Source organism: Lacticaseibacillus chiayiensis (assembly GCF_004123795.1).
GTDB lineage: Bacteria > Bacillota > Bacilli > Lactobacillales > Lactobacillaceae > Lacticaseibacillus > Lacticaseibacillus chiayiensis.
Genome location: NZ_MSSM01000006.1, coordinates 1 through 20126, shown reverse-complemented (window position 1 = coordinate 20126; position 20126 = coordinate 1). Strand labels below are relative to the sequence as shown.

At 47.2% G+C, this 20126-nt stretch carries 22 protein-coding genes; 16 read left to right on the top strand and 6 right to left on the bottom strand.

What is annotated here, in order from left to right; all coding sequences use genetic code 11:
- Positions 1–56 precede the first annotated feature (56 nt).
- Positions 57–437 (bottom strand): large-conductance mechanosensitive channel protein MscL, encoded by a 381-nt coding sequence (gene mscL / locus BVJ53_RS03505; protein ID WP_129301172.1) that lies wholly within the window; start codon positions 435–437, stop codon positions 57–59.
- A 90-nt stretch (positions 438–527) separates the two neighbouring features.
- Positions 528–1577, bottom strand: a complete 1050-nt coding sequence (locus BVJ53_RS03500) for a YdcF family protein (RefSeq protein WP_129301171.1) — start codon at positions 1575–1577, stop codon at positions 528–530.
- Positions 1578–1648: 71 nt separating this feature from the next.
- Here BVJ53_RS03500 and BVJ53_RS03495 point away from each other — a divergent pair, with 71 nt between their 5' ends.
- A complete protein-coding gene (locus tag BVJ53_RS03495) occupies positions 1649–2101 on the top strand; it encodes an NUDIX hydrolase (RefSeq protein WP_129301170.1) in 453 nt (150 codons plus the stop codon).
- Between the two features lie 11 nt (positions 2102–2112).
- Here the strand turns inward: BVJ53_RS03495 and BVJ53_RS03490 are convergent, their stop codons facing one another.
- Complete coding sequence (locus BVJ53_RS03490) at positions 2113–3465, bottom strand: HD domain-containing protein (RefSeq protein ID WP_129301169.1); 1353 nt, start codon at positions 3463–3465, stop codon at positions 2113–2115.
- 140 nt (positions 3466–3605) lie between these two features.
- The gene (locus BVJ53_RS03480; protein ID WP_129301168.1) at positions 3606–4430 is read right to left on the bottom strand and encodes a lipoate--protein ligase family protein; all 825 of its coding nucleotides are present in this window, start codon (positions 4428–4430) and stop codon (positions 3606–3608) included.
- 142 nt (positions 4431–4572) lie between these two features.
- Between BVJ53_RS03480 and BVJ53_RS03475 the strand changes: the two genes are divergently transcribed.
- The 6 genes from BVJ53_RS03475 (at position 4573) to BVJ53_RS03445 (ending at position 10661) form a co-directional block, all read left to right on the top strand.
- Positions 4573–5019 (top strand): YwiB family protein, encoded by a 447-nt coding sequence (locus BVJ53_RS03475; protein ID WP_010490984.1) that lies wholly within the window; start codon positions 4573–4575, stop codon positions 5017–5019.
- 51 nt (positions 5020–5070) lie between these two features.
- Entirely contained in the window at positions 5071–5736 is a 666-nt protein-coding gene (gene rpoE / locus BVJ53_RS03470) for a DNA-directed RNA polymerase subunit delta (protein ID WP_129301167.1), read from the top strand.
- A 182-nt stretch (positions 5737–5918) separates the two neighbouring features.
- A complete protein-coding gene (locus BVJ53_RS03465) occupies positions 5919–6803 on the top strand; it encodes a TMEM175 family protein (RefSeq protein ID WP_129301166.1) in 885 nt (294 codons plus the stop codon).
- 164 nt (positions 6804–6967) lie between these two features.
- Positions 6968–8572, top strand: coding sequence for a CTP synthase (locus tag BVJ53_RS03460; RefSeq protein ID WP_129301165.1), 1605 nt, complete (start codon positions 6968–6970; stop codon positions 8570–8572).
- 481 nt (positions 8573–9053) lie between these two features.
- On the top strand, positions 9054–10313 hold the full coding sequence (locus tag BVJ53_RS03450; protein WP_129301164.1) for a UDP-N-acetylglucosamine 1-carboxyvinyltransferase: 1260 nt from the start codon (positions 9054–9056) through the stop codon (positions 10311–10313).
- A gap of 96 nt (positions 10314–10409) precedes the next feature.
- Complete coding sequence (locus BVJ53_RS03445) at positions 10410–10661, top strand: type B 50S ribosomal protein L31 (protein ID WP_025013790.1); 252 nt, start codon at positions 10410–10412, stop codon at positions 10659–10661.
- Between the two features lie 355 nt (positions 10662–11016).
- On the opposite strand, the gene BVJ53_RS03440 is transcribed toward BVJ53_RS03445, so the two are convergent.
- Positions 11017–11445, bottom strand: a complete 429-nt coding sequence (locus BVJ53_RS03440; protein WP_129301163.1) for a hypothetical protein — start codon at positions 11443–11445, stop codon at positions 11017–11019.
- 95 nt (positions 11446–11540) lie between these two features.
- Here BVJ53_RS03440 and BVJ53_RS03435 point away from each other — a divergent pair, with 95 nt between their 5' ends.
- A complete protein-coding gene (locus tag BVJ53_RS03435; protein ID WP_129301162.1) occupies positions 11541–12218 on the top strand; it encodes a hypothetical protein in 678 nt (225 codons plus the stop codon).
- An 11-nt stretch (positions 12219–12229) separates the two neighbouring features.
- Here BVJ53_RS03435 and BVJ53_RS03430 read toward each other — a convergent pair whose 3' ends face one another.
- Positions 12230–12871: an SMI1/KNR4 family protein gene (locus tag BVJ53_RS03430; protein ID WP_129301161.1), complete on the bottom strand. Its 642-nt coding sequence runs from the start codon at positions 12869–12871 to the stop codon at positions 12230–12232.
- Between the two features lie 85 nt (positions 12872–12956).
- Here BVJ53_RS03430 and BVJ53_RS03425 point away from each other — a divergent pair, with 85 nt between their 5' ends.
- From BVJ53_RS03425 to BVJ53_RS03385, 8 genes are all read left to right on the top strand, one after another.
- Positions 12957–13715: a hypothetical protein gene (locus BVJ53_RS03425; RefSeq protein WP_129301160.1), complete on the top strand. Its 759-nt coding sequence runs from the start codon at positions 12957–12959 to the stop codon at positions 13713–13715.
- 359 nt (positions 13716–14074) lie between these two features.
- A complete protein-coding gene (locus BVJ53_RS03415) occupies positions 14075–15463 on the top strand; it encodes a UDP-N-acetylmuramoyl-tripeptide--D-alanyl-D-alanine ligase (protein WP_129301251.1) in 1389 nt (462 codons plus the stop codon).
- 343 nt (positions 15464–15806) lie between these two features.
- On the top strand, positions 15807–17318 hold the full coding sequence (locus BVJ53_RS03410) for a DEAD/DEAH box helicase (RefSeq protein ID WP_129301158.1): 1512 nt from the start codon (positions 15807–15809) through the stop codon (positions 17316–17318).
- A 241-nt stretch (positions 17319–17559) separates the two neighbouring features.
- A complete protein-coding gene (acpS, locus tag BVJ53_RS03405; protein ID WP_049170363.1) occupies positions 17560–17934 on the top strand; it encodes a holo-ACP synthase in 375 nt (124 codons plus the stop codon).
- The gene (gene alr, locus BVJ53_RS03400) at positions 17921–19060 is read left to right on the top strand and encodes an alanine racemase (RefSeq protein ID WP_129301157.1); all 1140 of its coding nucleotides are present in this window, start codon (positions 17921–17923) and stop codon (positions 19058–19060) included. The genes acpS and alr overlap by 14 nt, the downstream gene beginning before the upstream one ends.
- A 98-nt stretch (positions 19061–19158) precedes the next feature.
- Positions 19159–19407: an antitoxin gene (locus BVJ53_RS03395; RefSeq protein WP_010491246.1), complete on the top strand. Its 249-nt coding sequence runs from the start codon at positions 19159–19161 to the stop codon at positions 19405–19407.
- A 19-nt stretch (positions 19408–19426) separates the two neighbouring features.
- Positions 19427–19810 (top strand): type II toxin-antitoxin system PemK/MazF family toxin, encoded by a 384-nt coding sequence (locus BVJ53_RS03390; RefSeq protein WP_129301156.1) that lies wholly within the window; start codon positions 19427–19429, stop codon positions 19808–19810.
- A 117-nt stretch (positions 19811–19927) separates the two neighbouring features.
- The coding region (locus BVJ53_RS03385; RefSeq protein ID WP_158280559.1) for a helix-turn-helix domain-containing protein at positions 19928–20126 on the top strand (199 nt) is incomplete at its 3' end.

Sequence of the window (20126 nt, the reverse complement as noted above, 5' to 3'; positions counted from 1 at the left end):
GCAACTCCCTTGAACCGCTTTTTGTTACACATAATGAATGTTCATATGATCAGTCGTTAATTTTTAGTCTTAGCATCCTCTTCCTTCAAAAGGTCACGAATTTCTTCAAGTAATGCTGTCTGTGTCGGGCCAGTCGGTTTTGCCGGCTTGGCAGGGAGGAAGCGGTTGACGCTGCGCACGATTAAGAAGACAACAAAGGCAATGATCAAAAAGTTGATCACGTCGTTAAGGAAATTGCCATATGTAAATTTGGCGCCTAACAGCGTGAATGACAAACCGCTCAGATCTGTTTTGCCGGCAAATATGGACAGAATCGGGTTGATCAGATTCTTTGTCAAGGAGGTAACCAGGCCGGTAAAAGCACTCCCGATGATAACCCCGACAGCAAGATCCAAGACATTACCGCGCATGATGAATTTTTTGAATTCTTTTAACATCGCTCACACCCCTCATGATTTGAAACTTGGTACAGTTAAATCCAGTATATCGAAATAACCCAGCTTCCGCACGCAAATGGCTTGCAGCAGTTACCAGCCTCGCAGTAGTTGGACAAGTGCTATGAACACAATCACGCCAAACGCAATGACATGCCGCCGTTTGTAAAGCACTACCAAGGCAAGGTATTCGCGGATGACTGCATTAGGCAGAAAATAAAAGGAGGTGTTGCCGCCAACGCCATTGGCATCAATTCCCGCCATGCGGGCATAAATACCAGCACGGAAAAGATGGTAGTTGTTGGTAAAGAAGCTAGCTTTGTACGGCGCCTCACCAATTTCCTGTGTAATCAAGCGCTTGGAAAAAGTCATATTTTCCAGTGTTGTTGTGGACTTGTCCTCTAACAGGGTGTCTTTTTCCGGAATGCCTTTTCCCAAAGCATAGCGCTGCATGGCCAGTGCTTCGGAGATTGTCTCGTCGCTACCCTTGCCGCCGGAGAATATAATTCGCGGAGCCGGGCGTCCTTTTTTAATCTGCTTATGATAAAACTTGATGGCGGTGTCAATGCGGCTGGCGAGCAATGGTGAAACCTGATCGCCATGGAGTAAGCCAGCACCGAGCACAATGAGAAATGTGCGGTTGTGCGGCTGCGGTCGCAGATTGTACAGGATGAGTACTGTCAGGAAGTTGTAAAGCGTTAGCAAAATATACAGACCACCGAAACTGAAGAAAACAGCTAAAGTGATGTAGATCGGCTCCGGAATAAATCGGCGCCCGAATGAAGCGGCAATCTCCAATAAAAGTAACCCGATAGCGATGTAAAGTGTCAACATATTGCTCAATGAATGGCCTTCACGCCGCCAAACCAAGATAGCATTCCACAACAGCCAGAACAAGTGTAAGGTGAATATGAGAATGACAATCAGCACGGTGATGACGAACAGCGTACCCGCAACCGAAATCAGCAGTAGATTACTTGACCCTAAAATGGCTAAAGCGAGTGTAAACAGGAAGGCAACCGCAAACAGATTGAACAGCCAACCATTAATTAGGCGGCGCGGCTCAACCGTAAAGCTGATGGCAAAGATGATTCCCAGCACGATGGGAATTGAAAAAACAAATAACGTTTCCTGAACAGTCATCGAAAGGACTCCTTATGTAGAGGTTAGAAATTGGTTAGGGTATAATGTGGTCAAAAGCGGAGGGATGCCATATGATTGATCCAGTGTTTGGTCGAAAAGATCCTAAATTAGATTATCACACCCGAATTGGCGCGTATGGCGTGATTCCGGACCACAGCGGTGCACGACTGCTAATTTTACAAGCCCCGAACCATGCTTTGTTTTTACCGGGTGGCGGAGTTGAAAAAGGTGAAACGCCTGAGGCAACTTTGGCGCGTGAATTGCTTGAGGAATTTGGCGCGACGGTTCATGTGACCAAAAAACTGGGCAAGTCGTCAGAATATTTTTATTCCCACCATCGGCAAACCGCGTATTATCATCCGGCAACTTTTTTTGCCTGTGACGAGCTGGCGTTTGTCCAAGATCCTTTGGAAACGTTCAACACGTTGATGCTGATGCCCATTGATCTGGCATTGGCGGAACTCAAGCGTCCGACGCATCGCTGGGCCGTTGCTAAATGGCTGGCCCAGCAACCTAAACGCTGAAGGTGAAAAGACTAATCGTGCAAGTGAGGATCAATAACGCCGCCATTTAGCAGGTATTGCTGGAATTTTTCATAAATCGATGAAAAGAGGTTGCTGTCCTCAGTGGCAAGCATTTCTTTTGGAAAATAGAAGCGTTTATCACCGGTAGCCCGACCACTAAGCGCCGCCACGAGCGGGGACAAAGTTGACAACTCCTCGAGGGTGCCGTCTTTTTGCATGATTTCGATTTGGGTTTTCGGATTGGCGGAGGCGGGATCGTATTGATCGTATGGTAGATCGAAGCTATCATTTTCTGCTGTGTAGTACTGGGCATCAAAGCCGGCTTCTGTCACTAGATGGCGCAGTTTTGGTAAGAGCATTGCTGTTTGATCGGTGAAGGTGACTGACTTAAGTGGTCGCCGGTTCAGAAAGCGATCGGCAAAGTCGCACAGAATGCTGTCTGGATAATCAAGCCAGTAAGTGAAATAAGTATTGAGCACGCCATCATCCAGCTTGAGATAATCGCTTAAGGTAAATGACTGTTCAAAAAATGGCACCAATAAGCGCGGCGAGAAGCCCGGTTCAAACTGGCCGGACTCATAAAGAAATTTGGCTCGTTTTAACAGGTGGGACAAAATAACTTCCATTCCGCGCGATACCGGGTGAAAATAGACTTGCTGATACATTTGAAAACGACTGACAACATAGTCTTCAACCGCGTGCATCCCATTGGCCTCATAAGCGATCCCATCCGAATACGGCCGCATAACCCGTAAAATGCGCGATAAATCGAACAAACCATATTTGGTGCCAGTATAGTAAGCGTCATGCAACAGGTAATCCATGCGGTCAGCATCGATTTGACTGGAAATCATCTGGACAACTTGCGGGTTTGGATAAGTGTGGTTGATGACGGAAGCCACACGTTCTGGAAAATCCGAACTGACACTACGCAAAATCCGGTTGACATTGGTGTGCGGATCCGTAAGAATAGCGCGGGTGATGGCTTCGTGATCGGTACCAAAGATATGCTCAAACGTGTGGGAATAGGCACCATGACCGATATCATGCAACAGCGCGGCACACAAAACAACCGGACGCTCATGATCATCCCAAAGACCGTCTCCCGGCGTCTTGCTAGGGTAATTCGTGACAAAATTGTCGCACATTTCACGGGCAATCTCATAGACGCCTAATGAATGGGCAAACCGGGTATGCTCGGCTCCTTGGAACACATAGTCCGATACGCCTAACTGCTTAATCCGTCGCAAACGCTGAAACTCCGGCGTATTGATCAGATCAAGAATCACGCGATGCTGTACGTGAATATAATTATGAACCGGATCGCGAAAGACTTTTTCGCGCGGTAATTTTTCAAATTGCATGCTGTTCCCCCATTTTTATTGAGTGAGCGCGAGTCGGCGCGGGTAGAAACCGGAGTGTAAGCGGGCTTGGGCGTGATGGCTCGGGCTTAGGCCATTGCAACCAAGGTTCTTACACGCAGGTTTCTGCGCCGAGGAACGCGTTATGACAAATGCCGATTGCGATTGCGCAGGTCCGCAGTAGCCGCAGCGAGTGCCTTGTGGTAGACGGGATCACGCAAAATGGCCGGCATCGAATTCATATCAGCCGCAATGCCATTAGTAGCCAAGGCATTTAGCAGTGCTAAAATGGCTTCGTTGCGGGTCAGCGGGCGGCCCAGCAAATCGCTGAGTGTGGTCATGGTTTCAGAGCGAATAATCGGAAACTTGAAGTGCGTACTGGCGCTAGCATGCCCTGCCCGATAGAAGCGGCGCAGCAACTCGCATCGCGCATTTTGATCACCGAAGATGCTGCAATATAGCATGACCACCACACCGGCATGATTGCGCCGCTGAGCCATGCCGGCGAATTTTCGTCCGTGAACACTAAGGTCGTATTTACCGGGACAATATGAATGAATGATTTCGCTAGTGGCAATAGGCAAACTCGCGAATGCGTCTCGAAAAAGGCTGGTCATCATATCGTAGGCCATGTCGATGGACAAGTTGTCTTCATTAGGTAAAAAAAGCGAGACATTCAAGACGCCGCTATCAGCAATCACGGCCAAGCCGCCGGAATTGCGAACAAAGACGCCGTAATGATCGTTGGCGAGAATCGGCAAGGCATGCCCGAATTGCGGTAGTTTTAAATCCTGCATCCCGAGGATCACAGTCTGTTCTGCTGTCCAAAAGTGCAACATCAGTGGAGGGTGGAGTTCGGGGTGTGCTAATAGGGCATTGGTATGGGCAAAGCTGAGCGAAGCTTCTTCTTTAGTGAAATCCTGTTGGAAAATGGCGGCTTGCTGTCCGGCCAGCGATGTCAGGTCCATCGTGCGCCCTCTTTCTTAATAGTAGATTACCTATATTATAGCGAAGGTGGCAGGACACGTCAGTCACAAAGACATTTTCTCTGCTTAAACTCGACCGAGTTGACCCGTGAGCGTACAATACGTTATAGAAAGGATTGACATTATGGATCTTTCACAAGGAGTGCCGATTCAAATTCACCTTGAGACGTTTGTCACGCAAGGTGATGACACTGAGACACATGTTTTTGATGAACCAGGGACGTTGGTTCAAATGGGCAACGCACTTTATATTCGATATCAAGAAGTTGATGAAGACGCTGGAACCAGTATGCCGGTGACCATGAAACTGCGCGATGATGGCGATATTCAGCTTTCGCGCGGTAGCAGCAATGGCGATACGCAATTAAAGCTTTTCTTTGCCAACGAAAAGCGGGTTTTGACGCGCTATCGAACACCATATGGCATTATTCCGGTGGAAACAGTCACCCCACGCATTGATGCCCGCATGACAACCGATCCGGTGGCAGGGGAGATTTACGTTGAGTATGAATTGTTCGCAAATCACCAACATCTGGGAAATTATCGGTTAAGATTGCAATTTAAGGCATGAGCGTGTACTATAGAGAACAGACTGTAAAGACTTGGAAAGGGCGTGTATCGGTTGAAACTCAAAGCATTTGCCAATGCCGATAAATCAGAATTATCAATGATCGAAGTAGCCCATGAGATCCTCGAAGAAAAAGGGGATACTATGGCGTTCGTTGATCTGGCCAACGAGATCCAGACTTATCTCGGTAAGAGCGACGAAGAAATTCGTGAACGTTTGCCGCAGTTCTACACGGATCTGAACGTGGATGGCAGCTTCATTTCTTTAGGCGATAACGTTTGGGGCCTGCGCGCTTGGTATCCATACGATTCCGTCGATGAAGAAGTTAACCATCCGGAAGATGAAGAAGAAGTGCCACGTCGTAAGAAGCGCAAGAAAGTTAATGCTTTCTTGGCTGACGTAGCAGATGACGATGATGTCATTGATTACAACGACGATGATCCCGAAGATGAAGATCTTGACGCTGATAACGATGACGATGATTTTGACGACGATGATCATACCGTTTTTCATGATAAAATCGGCAAAACTGCTGCAAGTGACGATGACAGCGATGACGACCCGGATGACGGGTTACCAGATGGCATCGAAGGCCAGCTAGCCGAGTTCGGAGACAATGACAGCGACAATGATGACGATAACGACGACATCACAGCTGATTTCTCCGGCGATGATGACGATGATAGTGACGATGACGACAGTGACAGCGATAAACACTAGTTGTTTAGGTTTAGGCCGTGCCCTCTAAAAAGGTACGGTTTTTTGTTTTGGTGAGCGTGAGCCGACTCCTAAGCCAACGATCGCGTTATGAAGAAGCGTAAGCCAGCGCTCATTTTGTGACACATTTGAAGCCAAATGATAGACTTTTTTGAACGTTCGATACTGCCATAAGAGGGACAAAGATGATTTCAAAAGATCTTAAAAACCGTCTTGATACATTCATTGATGCAATCATTGCGATTATCATCACGATCATGGTGCTTGAACTGCCAGCGAAAAGTTGGCAGAATCATGTACATATTACCGATTTCTTTTTGGCAGTTGGTGTCTACGCTGTCAGTTTTTGTTTTGTTGCCAACGTCTGGTATCAGCAGGCGACCTTGTTTAGTACGGTGAAACGGATTCCGCGGCGCATCGTGATCTGGGAGTTTATTTTGGTATTCTTGCTGTCATTGGTGCCCGCGTTGACGCGTCTGATGTCTGGCGACGTTGAAATACTTTCTGTTGAAATTTACGGTGCATTATACCTTTTAGTGATCACCGTTTTTCGGATTATCTCCCGGACAATCGTGCATCAACAGGCTCGCAACAAAGCTGAAATGCAACGGATTTATACCAGCATTTATGGCACCCACAACCTGGAAAACGTGTTAATGATCGCTGCTATTATGGTTCTGGCCATCTTCTTTCCGAAAGCTGCTTACGTTCTCTATATCGCGATTCCAATCCGTTCGTTTTTCACCATTGACAGTGATGCCCGTGAGCTGACGGGGATTCAGCAGATGGGGACGACTGGACGGCACGACTACTTACGCATGAATCGCGAGCAGCAGATGAAATTTCGTCGGCTGGTCGGTGAATTCATCCGCGAGTCGCGTGGCGCTCATGGCGATACTGCTGCGACTAAAGCTGCATGGGAGAAGTTTAGCACCGCGGCTCAGCAAGAATTAAAAATCGATCCGGCAACGCTCAATCAGTGGTTCACTGCATTCCAGCAAGTGAAGAAAAACGGCAAAGCCGAGACAACGGCTAAAAGGCCAACACCCGATCGGTCGCGCCAATCTTGATTTTAGCCAATTCACTTTAATGCTTGACGAACCTCTTACAATTGGTTAATATACATTTTGGGCGCTTTACAAAAGTGTAAAGCCAATACGGTTCAAGCTCCCTGTTCGCATGAATAGGGAGCTTGTTTTTGTTTTTTCCCGATTATTAAAAAAGGAGTATGATTATGACCAAGTATATTTTTGTTACCGGTGGGGTCGTATCGTCATTAGGTAAAGGGATCGTTGCTGCATCCCTAGGTCGCTTGTTGAAGAATCGTGGTTTGAAGATCACGATTCAAAAATTCGATCCGTACATCAATGTTGACCCGGGCACCATGAATCCTTATCAGCATGGTGAAGTTTTCGTCACCGATGATGGCGCCGAGACTGACCTCGACCTTGGTCATTATGAACGGTTTATCGATATTAACCTGAACAAGTATAGCAATGTCACAACCGGGAAAATTTATTCTGAAGTCTTGCAACGTGAACGCCGCGGTGAATACCTTGGTGCGACCGTTCAGGTGATTCCCCATATCACCAACATGATTAAAGAAAAAATCATGCGTGCCGCTAAACACAGTGACTCCGATGTGATCATCACGGAAATCGGCGGAACGGTTGGCGATATCGAATCCTTACCGTTCCTTGAAGCAATTCGGCAGATGAAGCGCGATGTTGGCTCGGATAATGTTTTCTACATCCATGCCAGTTTGGTGCCTTATTTGCGGGCAGCCGACGAAATGAAAACTAAGCCGACTCAGCACAGTGTTAAAGAACTGCGTAGCATTGGTATCCAGCCAAACATGCTCGTTGTTCGGACCGAAAAACCGATCACGGAAGATATGAAGAAGAAAATCGCGTTGTTCACCGATGTGCCGGAAAATGCCGTGATTGAGTCCCGCGACGCCAAGACGCTTTACTCCGTTCCGTTAGCATTGCAGGCCCAAAAAATGGATCAGATCGTCGTTGATCATTTTGGCTTTGATGTGCCGGCCGCGGATATGACCGAGTGGATGAAGCTTGAGCATAAGGTTCAGCATTTAACCCACCACACTAAAATTGCGTTGGTCGGTAAATATGTTGCGTTAAAGGATGCCTATATTTCTGTTGCCGAAGCGCTTAAACACGCTGGCTATTACTGGGATTCCGATATCGATTTGGAAATGTTTCAAGCCGAAGATGTCAATGATGATAATGTCGAAAGTCTGCTGCAAGGCTTTGACGGCATCTTGGTTCCAGGCGGTTTCGGCGATCGCGGCTTAGAAGGCAAAATTGCGGCTATTCGTTACGCGCGCGAAAATGATATTCCATTCTTGGGCATTTGCCTTGGCATGCAGATGGCGTCAATCGAGTTTGCTCGGAATGTTTTGGGACTTAAGGGTGCCGGCACGACCGAAACCCATCCTGATGTCAAGGATCCGGTTATTGACTTGATGCGTGATCAAGTTGGTGTGAAGAATCTTGGCGGGACGCTGCGGCTTGGCCTTTATCCATGTGTACTAAAGCCTGGTTCCGTTGCAGCAAAAGCGTACGACAATGTTCATGAAATTCAGAAGCGTCATCGTCACCGTTATGAGTTCAACACTAAGTATCGCAAGTCAATGGAAGACAAAGGTTTGGTGTTTTCCGGTGTTAGCCCTGATGACCGCTTGATGGAAATCATCGAATATCCGAAAAACAAATTCTTTGTTGCGTCACAGTATCACCCGGAATTTCAGTCACGACCGAATAAACCTGAAGGCTTGTTTAAAGCCTTTATCCAATCGGCTGGCGATTTTAAAAATTAATAGTTGATCATTTAGGCTGCCTTGAAGCGGGATACTTTGAGGCGGCCTTTTTTGTTGCGGATGGGTGTAGGTTTGCCGCGGGGGAGCGGAATTAAAAGCATTCACCGGCGCAGGAGCCTACGTGTGAGGACCTCTAGACTCAAATGACTAAAGCCAGCCCATGGCTATCACGCTGAGAGACACTAACATCCTCTGCAGCGGCTTCAAAACCCGTTCGCGTGGCCAGAAACCTGCACATAAGGACCTTGGTTGCAATGGCCAAAGACCGGCAATCACGCCCAAGGCCACTTATGCTCTCACGCTCTTCTATTCTTTTAGTCCTTGTTTTTTTCCTAGGGATTCATTAAACTTGTATATTGAGCGCATGGCGTACGGGTCATGTGCTTGCCTACCAGAGTTCGTGCTCTATTTTTGAAGCAAAAGATGCAGGTCAGCTTCAGCCTACTTGAAATGAACGACCTTAAGCGAGGATTTAAGTCAAATGGAAAAAATGCTGATCCACGGCGGAAAGAAGTTGTCCGGTGAAGTTGTGATCGGCGGTGCGAAGAACAGCACGGTTGCTTTAATTCCGGCTGCAATTTTGTCGCGCACCCCGGTTACGCTCGATTCAGTGCCGCATATCCAGGATGTCTATAATTTGATGGCCATTTTGGATGATATGAACGTCAAATCCGATTTTACTGAAAATGTTTTGACGATTGATCCAACAGAAATTCACGACGTACCGTTGCCAGATGGTAAGATTAAAAGTCTTCGCGCTTCTTATTACTTCATGGGGGCGTTATTAGGGCGATTTGGAAAAGCCATTGTTGGGTTGCCTGGTGGCGATGATATTGGTCCGCGGCCGATTGATCAACATATTAAAGGCTTTGAAGCATTAGGTGCATCCGTGAGTAATGAACATGGTGCAATGGCGATTAAAGCACCTGCTGAAGGTTTACACGGTGCCCGTATTTTTCTGGATATGGTCTCTGTCGGCGCTACTATTAACGTGATTTTGGCAGCAGTGACGGCGAAAGGCCGCACGGTGATCGAAAATGCTGCCAAAGAGCCGGAAATCATCGACTTAGCAACATACTTAAACAACATGGGGGCTAAAATTCGGGGTGCTGGTACGGATGTGATCCGGATTAGCGGTGTGCCAACGCTTGAAGCACACAATTCGCACACTATCATCCCCGATCGCATTGAAGCCGGTACTTATTTGTCCATGGCCGCAGCGGTTGGTGAGGGCGTGAAAGTTAAGAACATCATTTCCGAACATTTAGACGCCTTTTTGGCTAAACTGGAAGAAATGGGTGTCGTCATGGACGTAGGGGAAGATAGTATTTTTGTCTATCCGTCAGGCGATTTAAAAATGGTTCAAATCAAAACGATGCCGTATCCTGGCTTTGCGACCGACCTGCAACAGCCAATCACACCATTGATGTTAAAAGCGCATGGCGAAGGACTCATCATTGACACGATTTACCCCAAGCGAGTTCGCCATATTCCGGAATTGTTGCGGATGGGCGCAGACATTACGATTGAAAATGATGTGATTATCTTGCATCATTGCGATCATTTACAGGGAACCGAGGTCGCGGCTGAAGAAATTCGTGCCGGTGCCTGTCTCATGATTGCCGGACTAATGGCCGAAGGGACAACGACGATTACCAAAGTTGATAATATCTTGCGTGGATATGATCGGGTTGTGATGAAACTGCGCGGTTTAGGCGCGGATGTCGAATTGATTGATTGAGATTGCGTTTATAGGTTGCGCGTGATAGACTATTAGAGTTGTAGTCATAGTATCTCTAGATCAGGCAATGATTTAGGGCAAAAGGAGTAATTGGTTATGAAGCAAGGCATCCATCCAGATTATCATCCAGTTGTTTTCATGGATTCAGCAACTGGTTTTAAATTTATTTCCGGTTCCACCAAAACTTCCAAAGAAACCATCAAGTGGGAAGATGGTAAAGAATACCCATTGGTTCGGGTAGAAATTTCGTCTGATTCCCATCCGTTTTACACCGGTAAGCAGAAGTTCACGCAAGCCGATGGACGGGTTGATCGGTTCAACAAAAAGTACGGTTTGGATAAGAAATAATAACAAAAGAGCAGTCCAATTGGGCTGCTCTTTTTAGCTATGACTTATCATAATATAAGCCGATTTATTAATTAGACGGATAACTTGTCGAAAATGGAATCACGGAGTCGCTAAGAACTTGTTATACTGATGTCAATGAGGCGGAAGTATTTCTGCCTTAGGCTTACACATTAACTTACACTCCCAAAAAAGTTCCCCCAAACTTTTCCACCGTTATGGTGGTTTTTTTGTTGGAAAAAATAGCGTAAAACGATGCAGGACTTTGTTCGCGGTGGTGCGCGTTAAGCTCTCTATATGACGGAGCGATAATAAAAAGCAGCCAGACTTGGCCACTTTCAATTATGCGTTCTAAGGCTTATTTTGCGTTAGGAATAACATGCTCGATTAGATTCTCGACTTCAGGGCCTGACAGAATTTGTTGTTCCAGCTTGAGGTTTTGAACGACTTTGCCATCGTGAATAATAATGAGATAAGAATCTTTATATCCGTCATTTAGATAGATAAATGTGATACCGGCTGCAACAGTGACCTGAGCCGAAGCGGCACCGCCCATGATCGGGTCAGCATCGGCATTGCTGTAAAAACTAATTGTGCGATCAAGGTCGGGATCATTTAGCAACGTGAGTTCGAATTCAAGCTTTGTCGCCGTATGATCGGTGTCAAAATTTGCGTCATGAGTTAAATCATTGACATAATAAGGGAAGGCAAACGCTTTGGCGACTTCTTTAACGACGGTCTGACTCATGGTGACCAATTGATCTTCAGGCAACGTTTTGATTGGCATGGAATCACCTCCTAAAGCTGAGTCTACACCAAGCGCTTACAAAAATATATTAATTGTATCGATGCCCAGAACCTTTTAGGAAAAGAGGAAACGTCATGACTAAACGATCAAATTTTTTATATTGGTTAAATATCGTTGGCGATCTACTTTACTTGCTGATTGTTGGCGGGCTTTACATAAGCGGACGGCCATTATTCCACGGACAGGCAATGTTACTGGCGCAAGTTGCGTCAGGGATCTTAATTGTCAGTTTGCCTAGGTTAATGGAACATTGGTGGCATTTCCGCTTTCCGCCACTTTTAATTTATTTGTTTGAAATCTTCATTTTGTTGAGTGTTTTGTTGGGCACTGGGTTACAGTGCTACAGCGTGCCGTATTGGGACAAGTTTGAGCATCTTTTCAGCGCGGCCATGTTAGCGGGGTTGGGCTTTGCCATTTTTGCTGCGTTGACGCCAGCAAAACGGTTAGCAACGACGAGTCCTTTGTTAATGGCGTTATTTGCACTCGCATTTGGTACAACCATCGGCGTGTTGTGGGAATTTTATGAATTTACGTTTGACGGCTTACTTGGTATGAATATGCAACGGTATATGGCGGCAAGTGGGGTTTTGCTGCGTGGTCGGGCGGCATTGATGGATACCATGGGTGATTTGTTCATGGACTTCTTTGGCTCGCTAGGTTTGGCCTTGTTGGGATATTTTGGCATTAAACGCGACTTGCGGTGGTTAGATACTTTTAAATTCAAACCCGAAGATCGCGGTAAGCGACAATGAGGCAAACTAACTCAAGACAACAATTTTCGCAACTCGATTGTTGTATTTGGGGTGAGGAAGCTTGACTGATAACGGCTAAGAAAATGATATTCCTCGGCGGCGGCCTGACGTTTGGCTAAGTCATCCGAAGTTGCCAGCCAAACGAGCCACGAGCCAAGCTCCGCGCCGGTCATAAACGTCCGCGCGTGATCGAATAAGGCAGGCCAATCGGCGGCTGTAGCAATGACCGCCATGTGGCCAAAGATTTGCGGATCGACAGGCAGTTCGGGTAGACGGACTGGATGTGGCTGCAACCGTTTGAGAAACGTGTCAAAATCCGGTGCAACGGTGAGCCACTGGTCGACTTCGGTATCAATGTAGCGAATACGTCGCGAGTCATGGCTCAAATCAAAGCCGAAATATTGATGACCGGTGTGGGCAAACGGTAGAAAATCTGTTGGAAGATCATCTGCAGTGACGGCGGTTCCTGGTGTTGCGAAGGCGTGAATGCCAACTCCGTCCAAGCCATCACTAGTCGGTTCTGAAGTTGGCAACCACCATCTTTTTGGCAGGCAACCGATTTTAATGACCGAAAAATAAGTCGAAGGTATGAGGTCGGTTTGCGGAATTGTTGGTAAATTAGGTTGTGGGATCTTGTTTGGCCAGGGTAACATGCGAAAAACTCCTTTTTTGATTGAAAGGTCAAGATTGCCGCTGAAAGTCGTATAATAGTTGTGGGAGTTATAAGGGGTTTTAATCATGCGAAACGCAATGATTTATGTTCATCATGAACCGTTGGCACATTTATTTTTGACTTATGGTATTTCGGCAAGTGATTTGCTGAATAGTCAGCAAAAAATCCCAAATCATTTGCTGTTATTGCCACCGGTTAACGAACAAGAACAGATAGATCCGCATACTTGGTTTAATATTATCAACGGACAGGATCAAGTGCGCGAATTTCTGTGCAGTAAGGAAGGTCAGACTAGGTGTTGGTTAGATTATGCCCGTCCGCGGTTTTTACAAGAACTGACCCCTAACGAGATTGCAGAACTGCTATACTTAGGACATGCCAAAACGCATCTCAGTTCGCCTTTTTATTATAAACTACAAAATGAATTGGTTTATTTACCGTTGCGTAATGGCATGGTGAATATCTATTTGCGGCATGAAGCGTTGTTTGAAGCCTTTTTGGCCGCGGCGATCAACAAATACTTGCGGCGCATTGCCAATGAGCAGCCGTTTTGGTTACGGTTGAGACAACAACATTTTTCACCTTTGTCTGATCAAGCCTATACCCAGCTGTTCCCGTTGCTGGAAGATGGTGTGCTTTTTGATTTTCGCAACGTACGATTTTCTCGCGAGCAAATCAGAATCCCATTACTGGAACCGAGTAATCGACTTATTGAGGATGGTGAGTTTTCTGAAACCGCCGTTCGTAAGCTTGGTAAACTGGTTTTGATGCGCCAGAAGAATCAGTGGCAGATGGTGCCAGCTGAAACTGCTAAAAAATCATAATTTTAGAAAACTGCCTACAAAAGGGCAGTTTCCTGTTTATAATGAATATGTTTGTCTAGGAAGAGGCTTATGTTGCCTTTTTCAATTGAAACGCGTTCGCTGGGCCAGAAACCTGCACATAAGGACCTTGGGCGCAATGGCCAAGAGCGGGCCATTACGCCCAAGGCCACTTATGCTCCGGTTTCTAAGCGGCCCAGCTCACGCTCTTGTTGAAACGCGTTCGCTGGCGCAGTAGTCTGCGTGTAAGGACCTTGAGCGCAATGGCCAAAAACCGGCCATCACGCCCAGGGCCGCTTACACTCCGACTCCTAAGCGCGCCAGCTCACGCTCTACGTATAAGAATTGGAGTCGAGTTAATGATGAAAATGACATTGGCAGAGATTGCGCGTGTTATCAAAGCGCAGCCGCTTTCTGACGCGGATGGATCGCGCGTGGTTACCGGACTAACCTTTGATTCGCGGCGATTGAAGCCAGGGATGTTATTTGTTCCTTTACAAGGTGAACGTGACGGTCACGAGTTTATTCCGGCTGCCGCTGCTGCGGGGGCAGTGGCGACATTTGTTGCGGCGGATCATGCACCAATCAAGACCAAACTGGCAGCCTTGGTTGTTCCGGATCCGCTGACGGCCATGCAGCAGTTGGCCAAATATTATTTGTTGATGAAAGTCAATCCCAAGGTTGTTGCCATTACCGGCAGCAACGGGAAAACAACGACCAAAGATATGACGGCAGCGATTTTGGCAACGCAATACCATGTCGTGAAAACGCCGGATAATTATAACAACGAAATTGGCGTGCCAATGACGATTCTGAGTATGGAACCTAATACTGAAGTGCTGGTTCTTGAGATGGGCATGGATCATCCGGGACAGTTACACGCATTGTCATCTTTAGCTGAGCCGGATGTTGCGGTCATCACCATGATTGGCGAAGCACATATCGAGTTCTTCAAAACCCGCGCTAAAATCGCTGATGCCAAAATGGAAATCATCGATGGGTTAAAGGAAGACGGGACCTTTATTTACAACGGTGATGAGCCGCTACTCGTGGAGCGCGCTAAAGAAGTTACCCAAAAGCGGGAAACGTTTGGCTTACATCCAGAAAATACCTTGTTTGCGCATTCTATTAACGGCCATCGCAATCATACCGAGTTTACGGTTGAACAGTGGCCGGATCTGACTTTCTCGATTCCGATTATGGGCGAGTATAACGTGGTGAATGCGTTGGCCGCGCTGCTTGTTGGTCGGCAATTTCATGTTAAACCTGACGTCATGCAAAAGGCACTTGCACATTTTCAGGTGACTGCCAATCGGACACAGTGGCTGATCGGTGATGCCGGCGAACAGATTCTCAGTGATGTTTATAATGCTAATCCGACGGCGATGCGGGCGGTGATCCGCGATTTTAGTGAATTTACGGCAACCGGTCGGCACATCGCTGTGTTAGGCGACATGCTGGAACTTGGTGAACAAAGTAAGGCGCTGCATGCAGGCTTGGCCGATGCGCTTGATCCCAATGAAGTGCAAGTAGTCTATCTATATGGGTCGGAGATGCACGCACTGGCCGATGCTTTGGCCGATAAATATTTGCCTGATCACTTGCATTATTATCCGTTAGCTGATAAGGACCAGATGATTCGCGATTTGCAGAATGACGTCGGCCATGATGATATGGTCTTGTTAAAGGCCAGTCATGGGTTGCATCTAGAGACAGTTTTAGCAGCACTGATCGCTGGGGATCATGCTTAGCAAAGGCTCATTTTTTAAAAGAAAATTTGATTGCATTGAATAGGGGGCGAACAGCAGCTAATGCGTTCGTCCCTTATTATCTTGAAAATTTTCATGAAATAAGCAGTCGCCCCCTTAGCGTCAAAGCGCTATCATCGCGACAGGCCTGCGCTTGGACGGGAATTGGAAGCTCGTTACCACCACAATCCTGCAATGACGCTTGTTCTTGTTTTTCAATTGTGAACGTGCTATTGTTGTTGAGATATGTTTTTTTGTCATTTACTGAAAATGCACGTGACGCCCGCGGATTCCTTGAAAACACGCTTGGGTAAACGCGTGCAGGAATTCTCAAGGAGGAACTCATTTGAAGTTTAAAGAACTAGGTTTGGATCATGATCTCTTAAAGGCGATCGCACAGTCAGGTTTTGAAGAGGCGACCCCGATTCAAGCGGAGACGATCCCACTGGTTCTGGAAGGCAAAGATGTGATCGGACAAGCACAGACCGGTACCGGGAAAACGGCAGCGTTTGGCTTGCCAATTCTGCAACACATCGATAAAGCTGACCGGAGTATCCAAGCATTGGTCATTTCCCCAACCCGGGAATTGGCGATTCAGACCCAAGAAGAACTTTATCGTTTAGGTCGCGACAAGAAGATCAAGGTGCAAGCAGTCTACGGTGGCGCTGATATCCGCCGCCAGATTCGCCAACTTGCCGAACACCCGCAAATCGTGGTCGGAACCCCAGGACGGATTCTTGATCATATCGGGCGGCACACTTTGAAGTTGGAACATCTTGATACCTTGGTATTAGATGAAGCCGACGAAATGCTCGACATGGGCTTCATTGACGATATCGAAAAGATCGTCGAACAAATGCCGACAGACCGGCAGACATTGCTGTTTTCTGCCACCATGCCGGCAGCCATCATGCGTTTGACCAACAAGTTCATGAAAAACCCAGAAATCGTTAAAATTAAAGCTAAAGAACTTACCGCCGATACCGTTGAACAATATTATGTTCGCGCAAAAGACTATGAAAAGTTCGATGTGATGACGCGCTTGTTTGACGTTCAGGATCCTGATCTGGCGTTAATTTTTGGCCGGACCAAGCGGCGGGTCGATGAATTGACCCGTGGCTTGAAGGCTCGTGGTTATCGCGCTGAGGGTATTCACGGCGACTTGACGCAGCAAAAACGGATGAGCGTTTTGCGTCAATTCAAGAGTGGCCAGTTGGACTTTTTGGTGGCAACGGATGTGGCAGCGCGTGGCTTGGACATTTCCGGTGTGACGCATGTTTATAACTATGACATTCCGCAAGATCCTGATTCATATGTGCACCGTATCGGGCGGACCGGTCGTGCGGGACACAAAGGAGTTTCGGTAACGTTTGTCACACCGAATGAAATTGAATACTTGCACACGATCGAAGACTTGACGAAAAAACGGATGTTGCCGATGAAGCCGCCAACCGCTGAAGAAGCGTTGATGGGTCAGATTTCCAGCGGCTTGGCAACCATCAAAGAACAAGTTGAAGCCAATGATACCGAAAAGTATGAAGCCATGGCGGAAACGCTTTTGGAAAATTACACCCCGCTGCAATTGGTCTCTGCTTACCTCAAAGCAGTTAGCCCTGATGATGCTAGCGCCGTTCCGGTCAAAATTACCCCAGAACGGCCACTGCCTCGACGCGGTCACAACGGTCATGGCCACGGCAACAATCGTGGCGGCGGTTATAAAGGCGGCTATAAGGGCAAGCGGCGCGAAGGTGGCTATCAAGGCAACCGTGACGGTCGGCGCAGCTATGACAAGAAGCGCAACTTTGGCGAGAAGCGTAAGAACGTTAAACGCAACTTTAAAATTCGTTCAGGCGAATAAGTTTTCACGCGACAGAGTCAGTAATACGAAATGCGACGGGTAAAATAAAACGAGCACCGGGGCTGATATAGTCTTGGTGCTTTTTTGGAAAGAAAGTTGGTTTCTTCATGGCGGCATGTAGCGCCGGCGGGACAGATTGTTTGCGACTCCACAAACAGAGATAGCAGCCAATTTGCCGAACATGGCCGATTTTTAATCAAAGCATGCTAAAATGGCTTTATCAAGTTTATTGGAGGCAACCATGATTTATGGCATCGGGGTTGATGTGACTGATTTAGGACGAATTCAAGCCGCTCAGGAAAAGAACCATGGATTCGCGGCAAAAATTTTGACACCCGTGGAATTAGCGAACTATCAGCAATTGGATGGTCGCCGTGCCGTGGAGTATCTTTCGGGGCGGTTTTCAGCGAAGGAATCGTATTCCAAAGCTTTCGGAACCGGATTGGGCAAGGTCGCTTTACAAGATGTTGAAATTTTGAATAACGAACTTGGCAAACCGATTCTAACGAAGCACCCATTTTCCGGCAATGCGTTTGTCTCCATTTCGCACAGTGAAACTTTGGTGTTCACCGAGGTAATTTTAGAAAAAGAAGGTCCTGAACGTGACGATCGGTAACTTCCGACCAGCTACAGTTTTAATTGATGAAACAGCTATTTTGCATAATGTCCAGCATGAGATGGCGCGGTTAAAAAAGAAGACCCAACTCTTTGCTGTTGTCAAAGCCGATGCTTATGGTCACGGTATGTTGCGAGTGGCGCGCGTTGCCAAGACGGCTGGTGCAAGTGGTTTTTGTGTGGCGTTACTTGACGAGGCGTTGGATTTACGGGATGCGAATTTTGTCGAGCCAATTCTGGTTTTAGGCATTGTGCCAAGTCAGTATGCCGCGATTGCGGCGGCACAAACAATTTCGTTACCGATTAGCAGTGTTGAATGGCTTAAGCAGGCGTTACCGGTGTTGGAAGCCCAACCGGAGTTGCCGCCTTTGCGTGTCCATCTTGCGTTGGATACTGGGATGGGGCGGATTGGCTTTACGGAAGATCAGGTACTTTTGGATGCCCTTGAGTTCATTCAGGAACACCCCAAACAATTCGAGGTTGAAGGCATTTTCACCCATTTTGCCACAGCAGATGATCCGGACGATGCCTATTTCAAACAGCAAGTGGCTAAGTTTAACCATATGGTGGGCCTATTGCCAACCCGGCCACGTTACGTACACGTCTCGAACTCGGCGACCAGTCTGTGGCATGCGGCATGTAATGGCAACATGATTCGTTACGGTGTGGCGATTTATGGCCTGAATCCATCTGGTGATGCGATTCCGACAACGCCTTTCCCACTTGAGCCTGCCTTATCGCTGGAAAGTGAATTGACGTATTGCAAGCAGGTGCATGCCGGTGACGGTATTTCTTATGGTGTGACTTATCGGGCTAAAGGCGACGAATTTATCGGAACCGTGCCGCTCGGGTATGCCGATGGGTGGCTGCGGCGACTGCAAGGATTCCATGTGCTGGTTGACGGCCATGCCTGTGAGATTGTCGGGCGAATTTGCATGGATCAGTTCATGATTCGCCTGCCAAAAGCTTACTCAGCCGGAACGAAAGTCGTTTTAATCGGTCATAGCGGCGATCAGGAGATCACACTGTTAGATGTGGCGAAGTATAGCAACACGATTCATTATGAAATTGCCTGCAATTTGACGCCACGTTTGAAACGGCAAAGCATTAATCCGATCAACAAGTGACCCGGAAGTTTTTCAGACGATCGGCCGAGTGCGGTAGCTCCTGACTAGATTTTGTGATAAAGTAACAACATGAACTTGGGAAGTTGGAGGAAGTTGTCATGAAGAAGCAAACGTCAGTAACGGTAACGTTTGATGCTGCTATTAAGGCGCGGTTAGATGCCTATTGTGAGTTGAATGACACGGACACTCAAGATGTGATCACAACAGCAGTGGCCAAGTTTTTGCAGTCACAAGCACCCGATATCAACCAGCTGATTTCCGGCTATGTTGCCATGGGACAGATCAATACAGAGATCAGTCATGCTTTCTCCGCCTGCGAAAGTGAGGCATACGCCCATATTCGATAAGCAACGAGGGGGCACAAGCATGGATGTAACCGTAAAACGCGGTGATGTTTTTTTCGCCGATTTATCGCCGGTTGTCGGATCCGAACAGGGCGGCAATCGACCTGTACTTATTATTCAAAACAACGTTGGCAACCACTATAGCCCGACCGTCATTGTGGCAGCCATTACCTCCAAGATCCAAAAACCCAAGATGCCCACTCATGTCGGCTTACGGGCAAAGCAAGACGGGGTTGAACGTAACTCGGTGATTTTGCTGGAACAGATTCGCACCATCGATAAGCAGCGATTGCAGGCGCGTGTGACAGCTTTATCAAGCGCAAAAATGGCGGCCGTTGATCGTGCACTGGCAATTTCGGTGGGGCTGGTTAATTTGCCCAAGCCCAAAACATACAATAAAAATTAACACAATGTCTTAGTAAAAAGCCGCACCTACCTCAGTGATTTGACTGAGTGCGATAATCCCTTTATGGTTGTCAGATGAAATATCATAATTCATCTGATGATCATGGAGGGATTTTCTATGCCCAGATCTAAGCATACAGCTCAAGAAAAGTTACTCATATTGGAGGAGTTCAGACATTCGAAGACAAGTATCAGTAGTTTCTCCCGTCAACACGGTCTTGGTGATCGTACATTACAACGTTGGCAGGCGCGCTATGAACGTGATGGGATTAAGGGATTAGAGGAAGCTCGAAAGAATCAACATTATACCAGAGAGC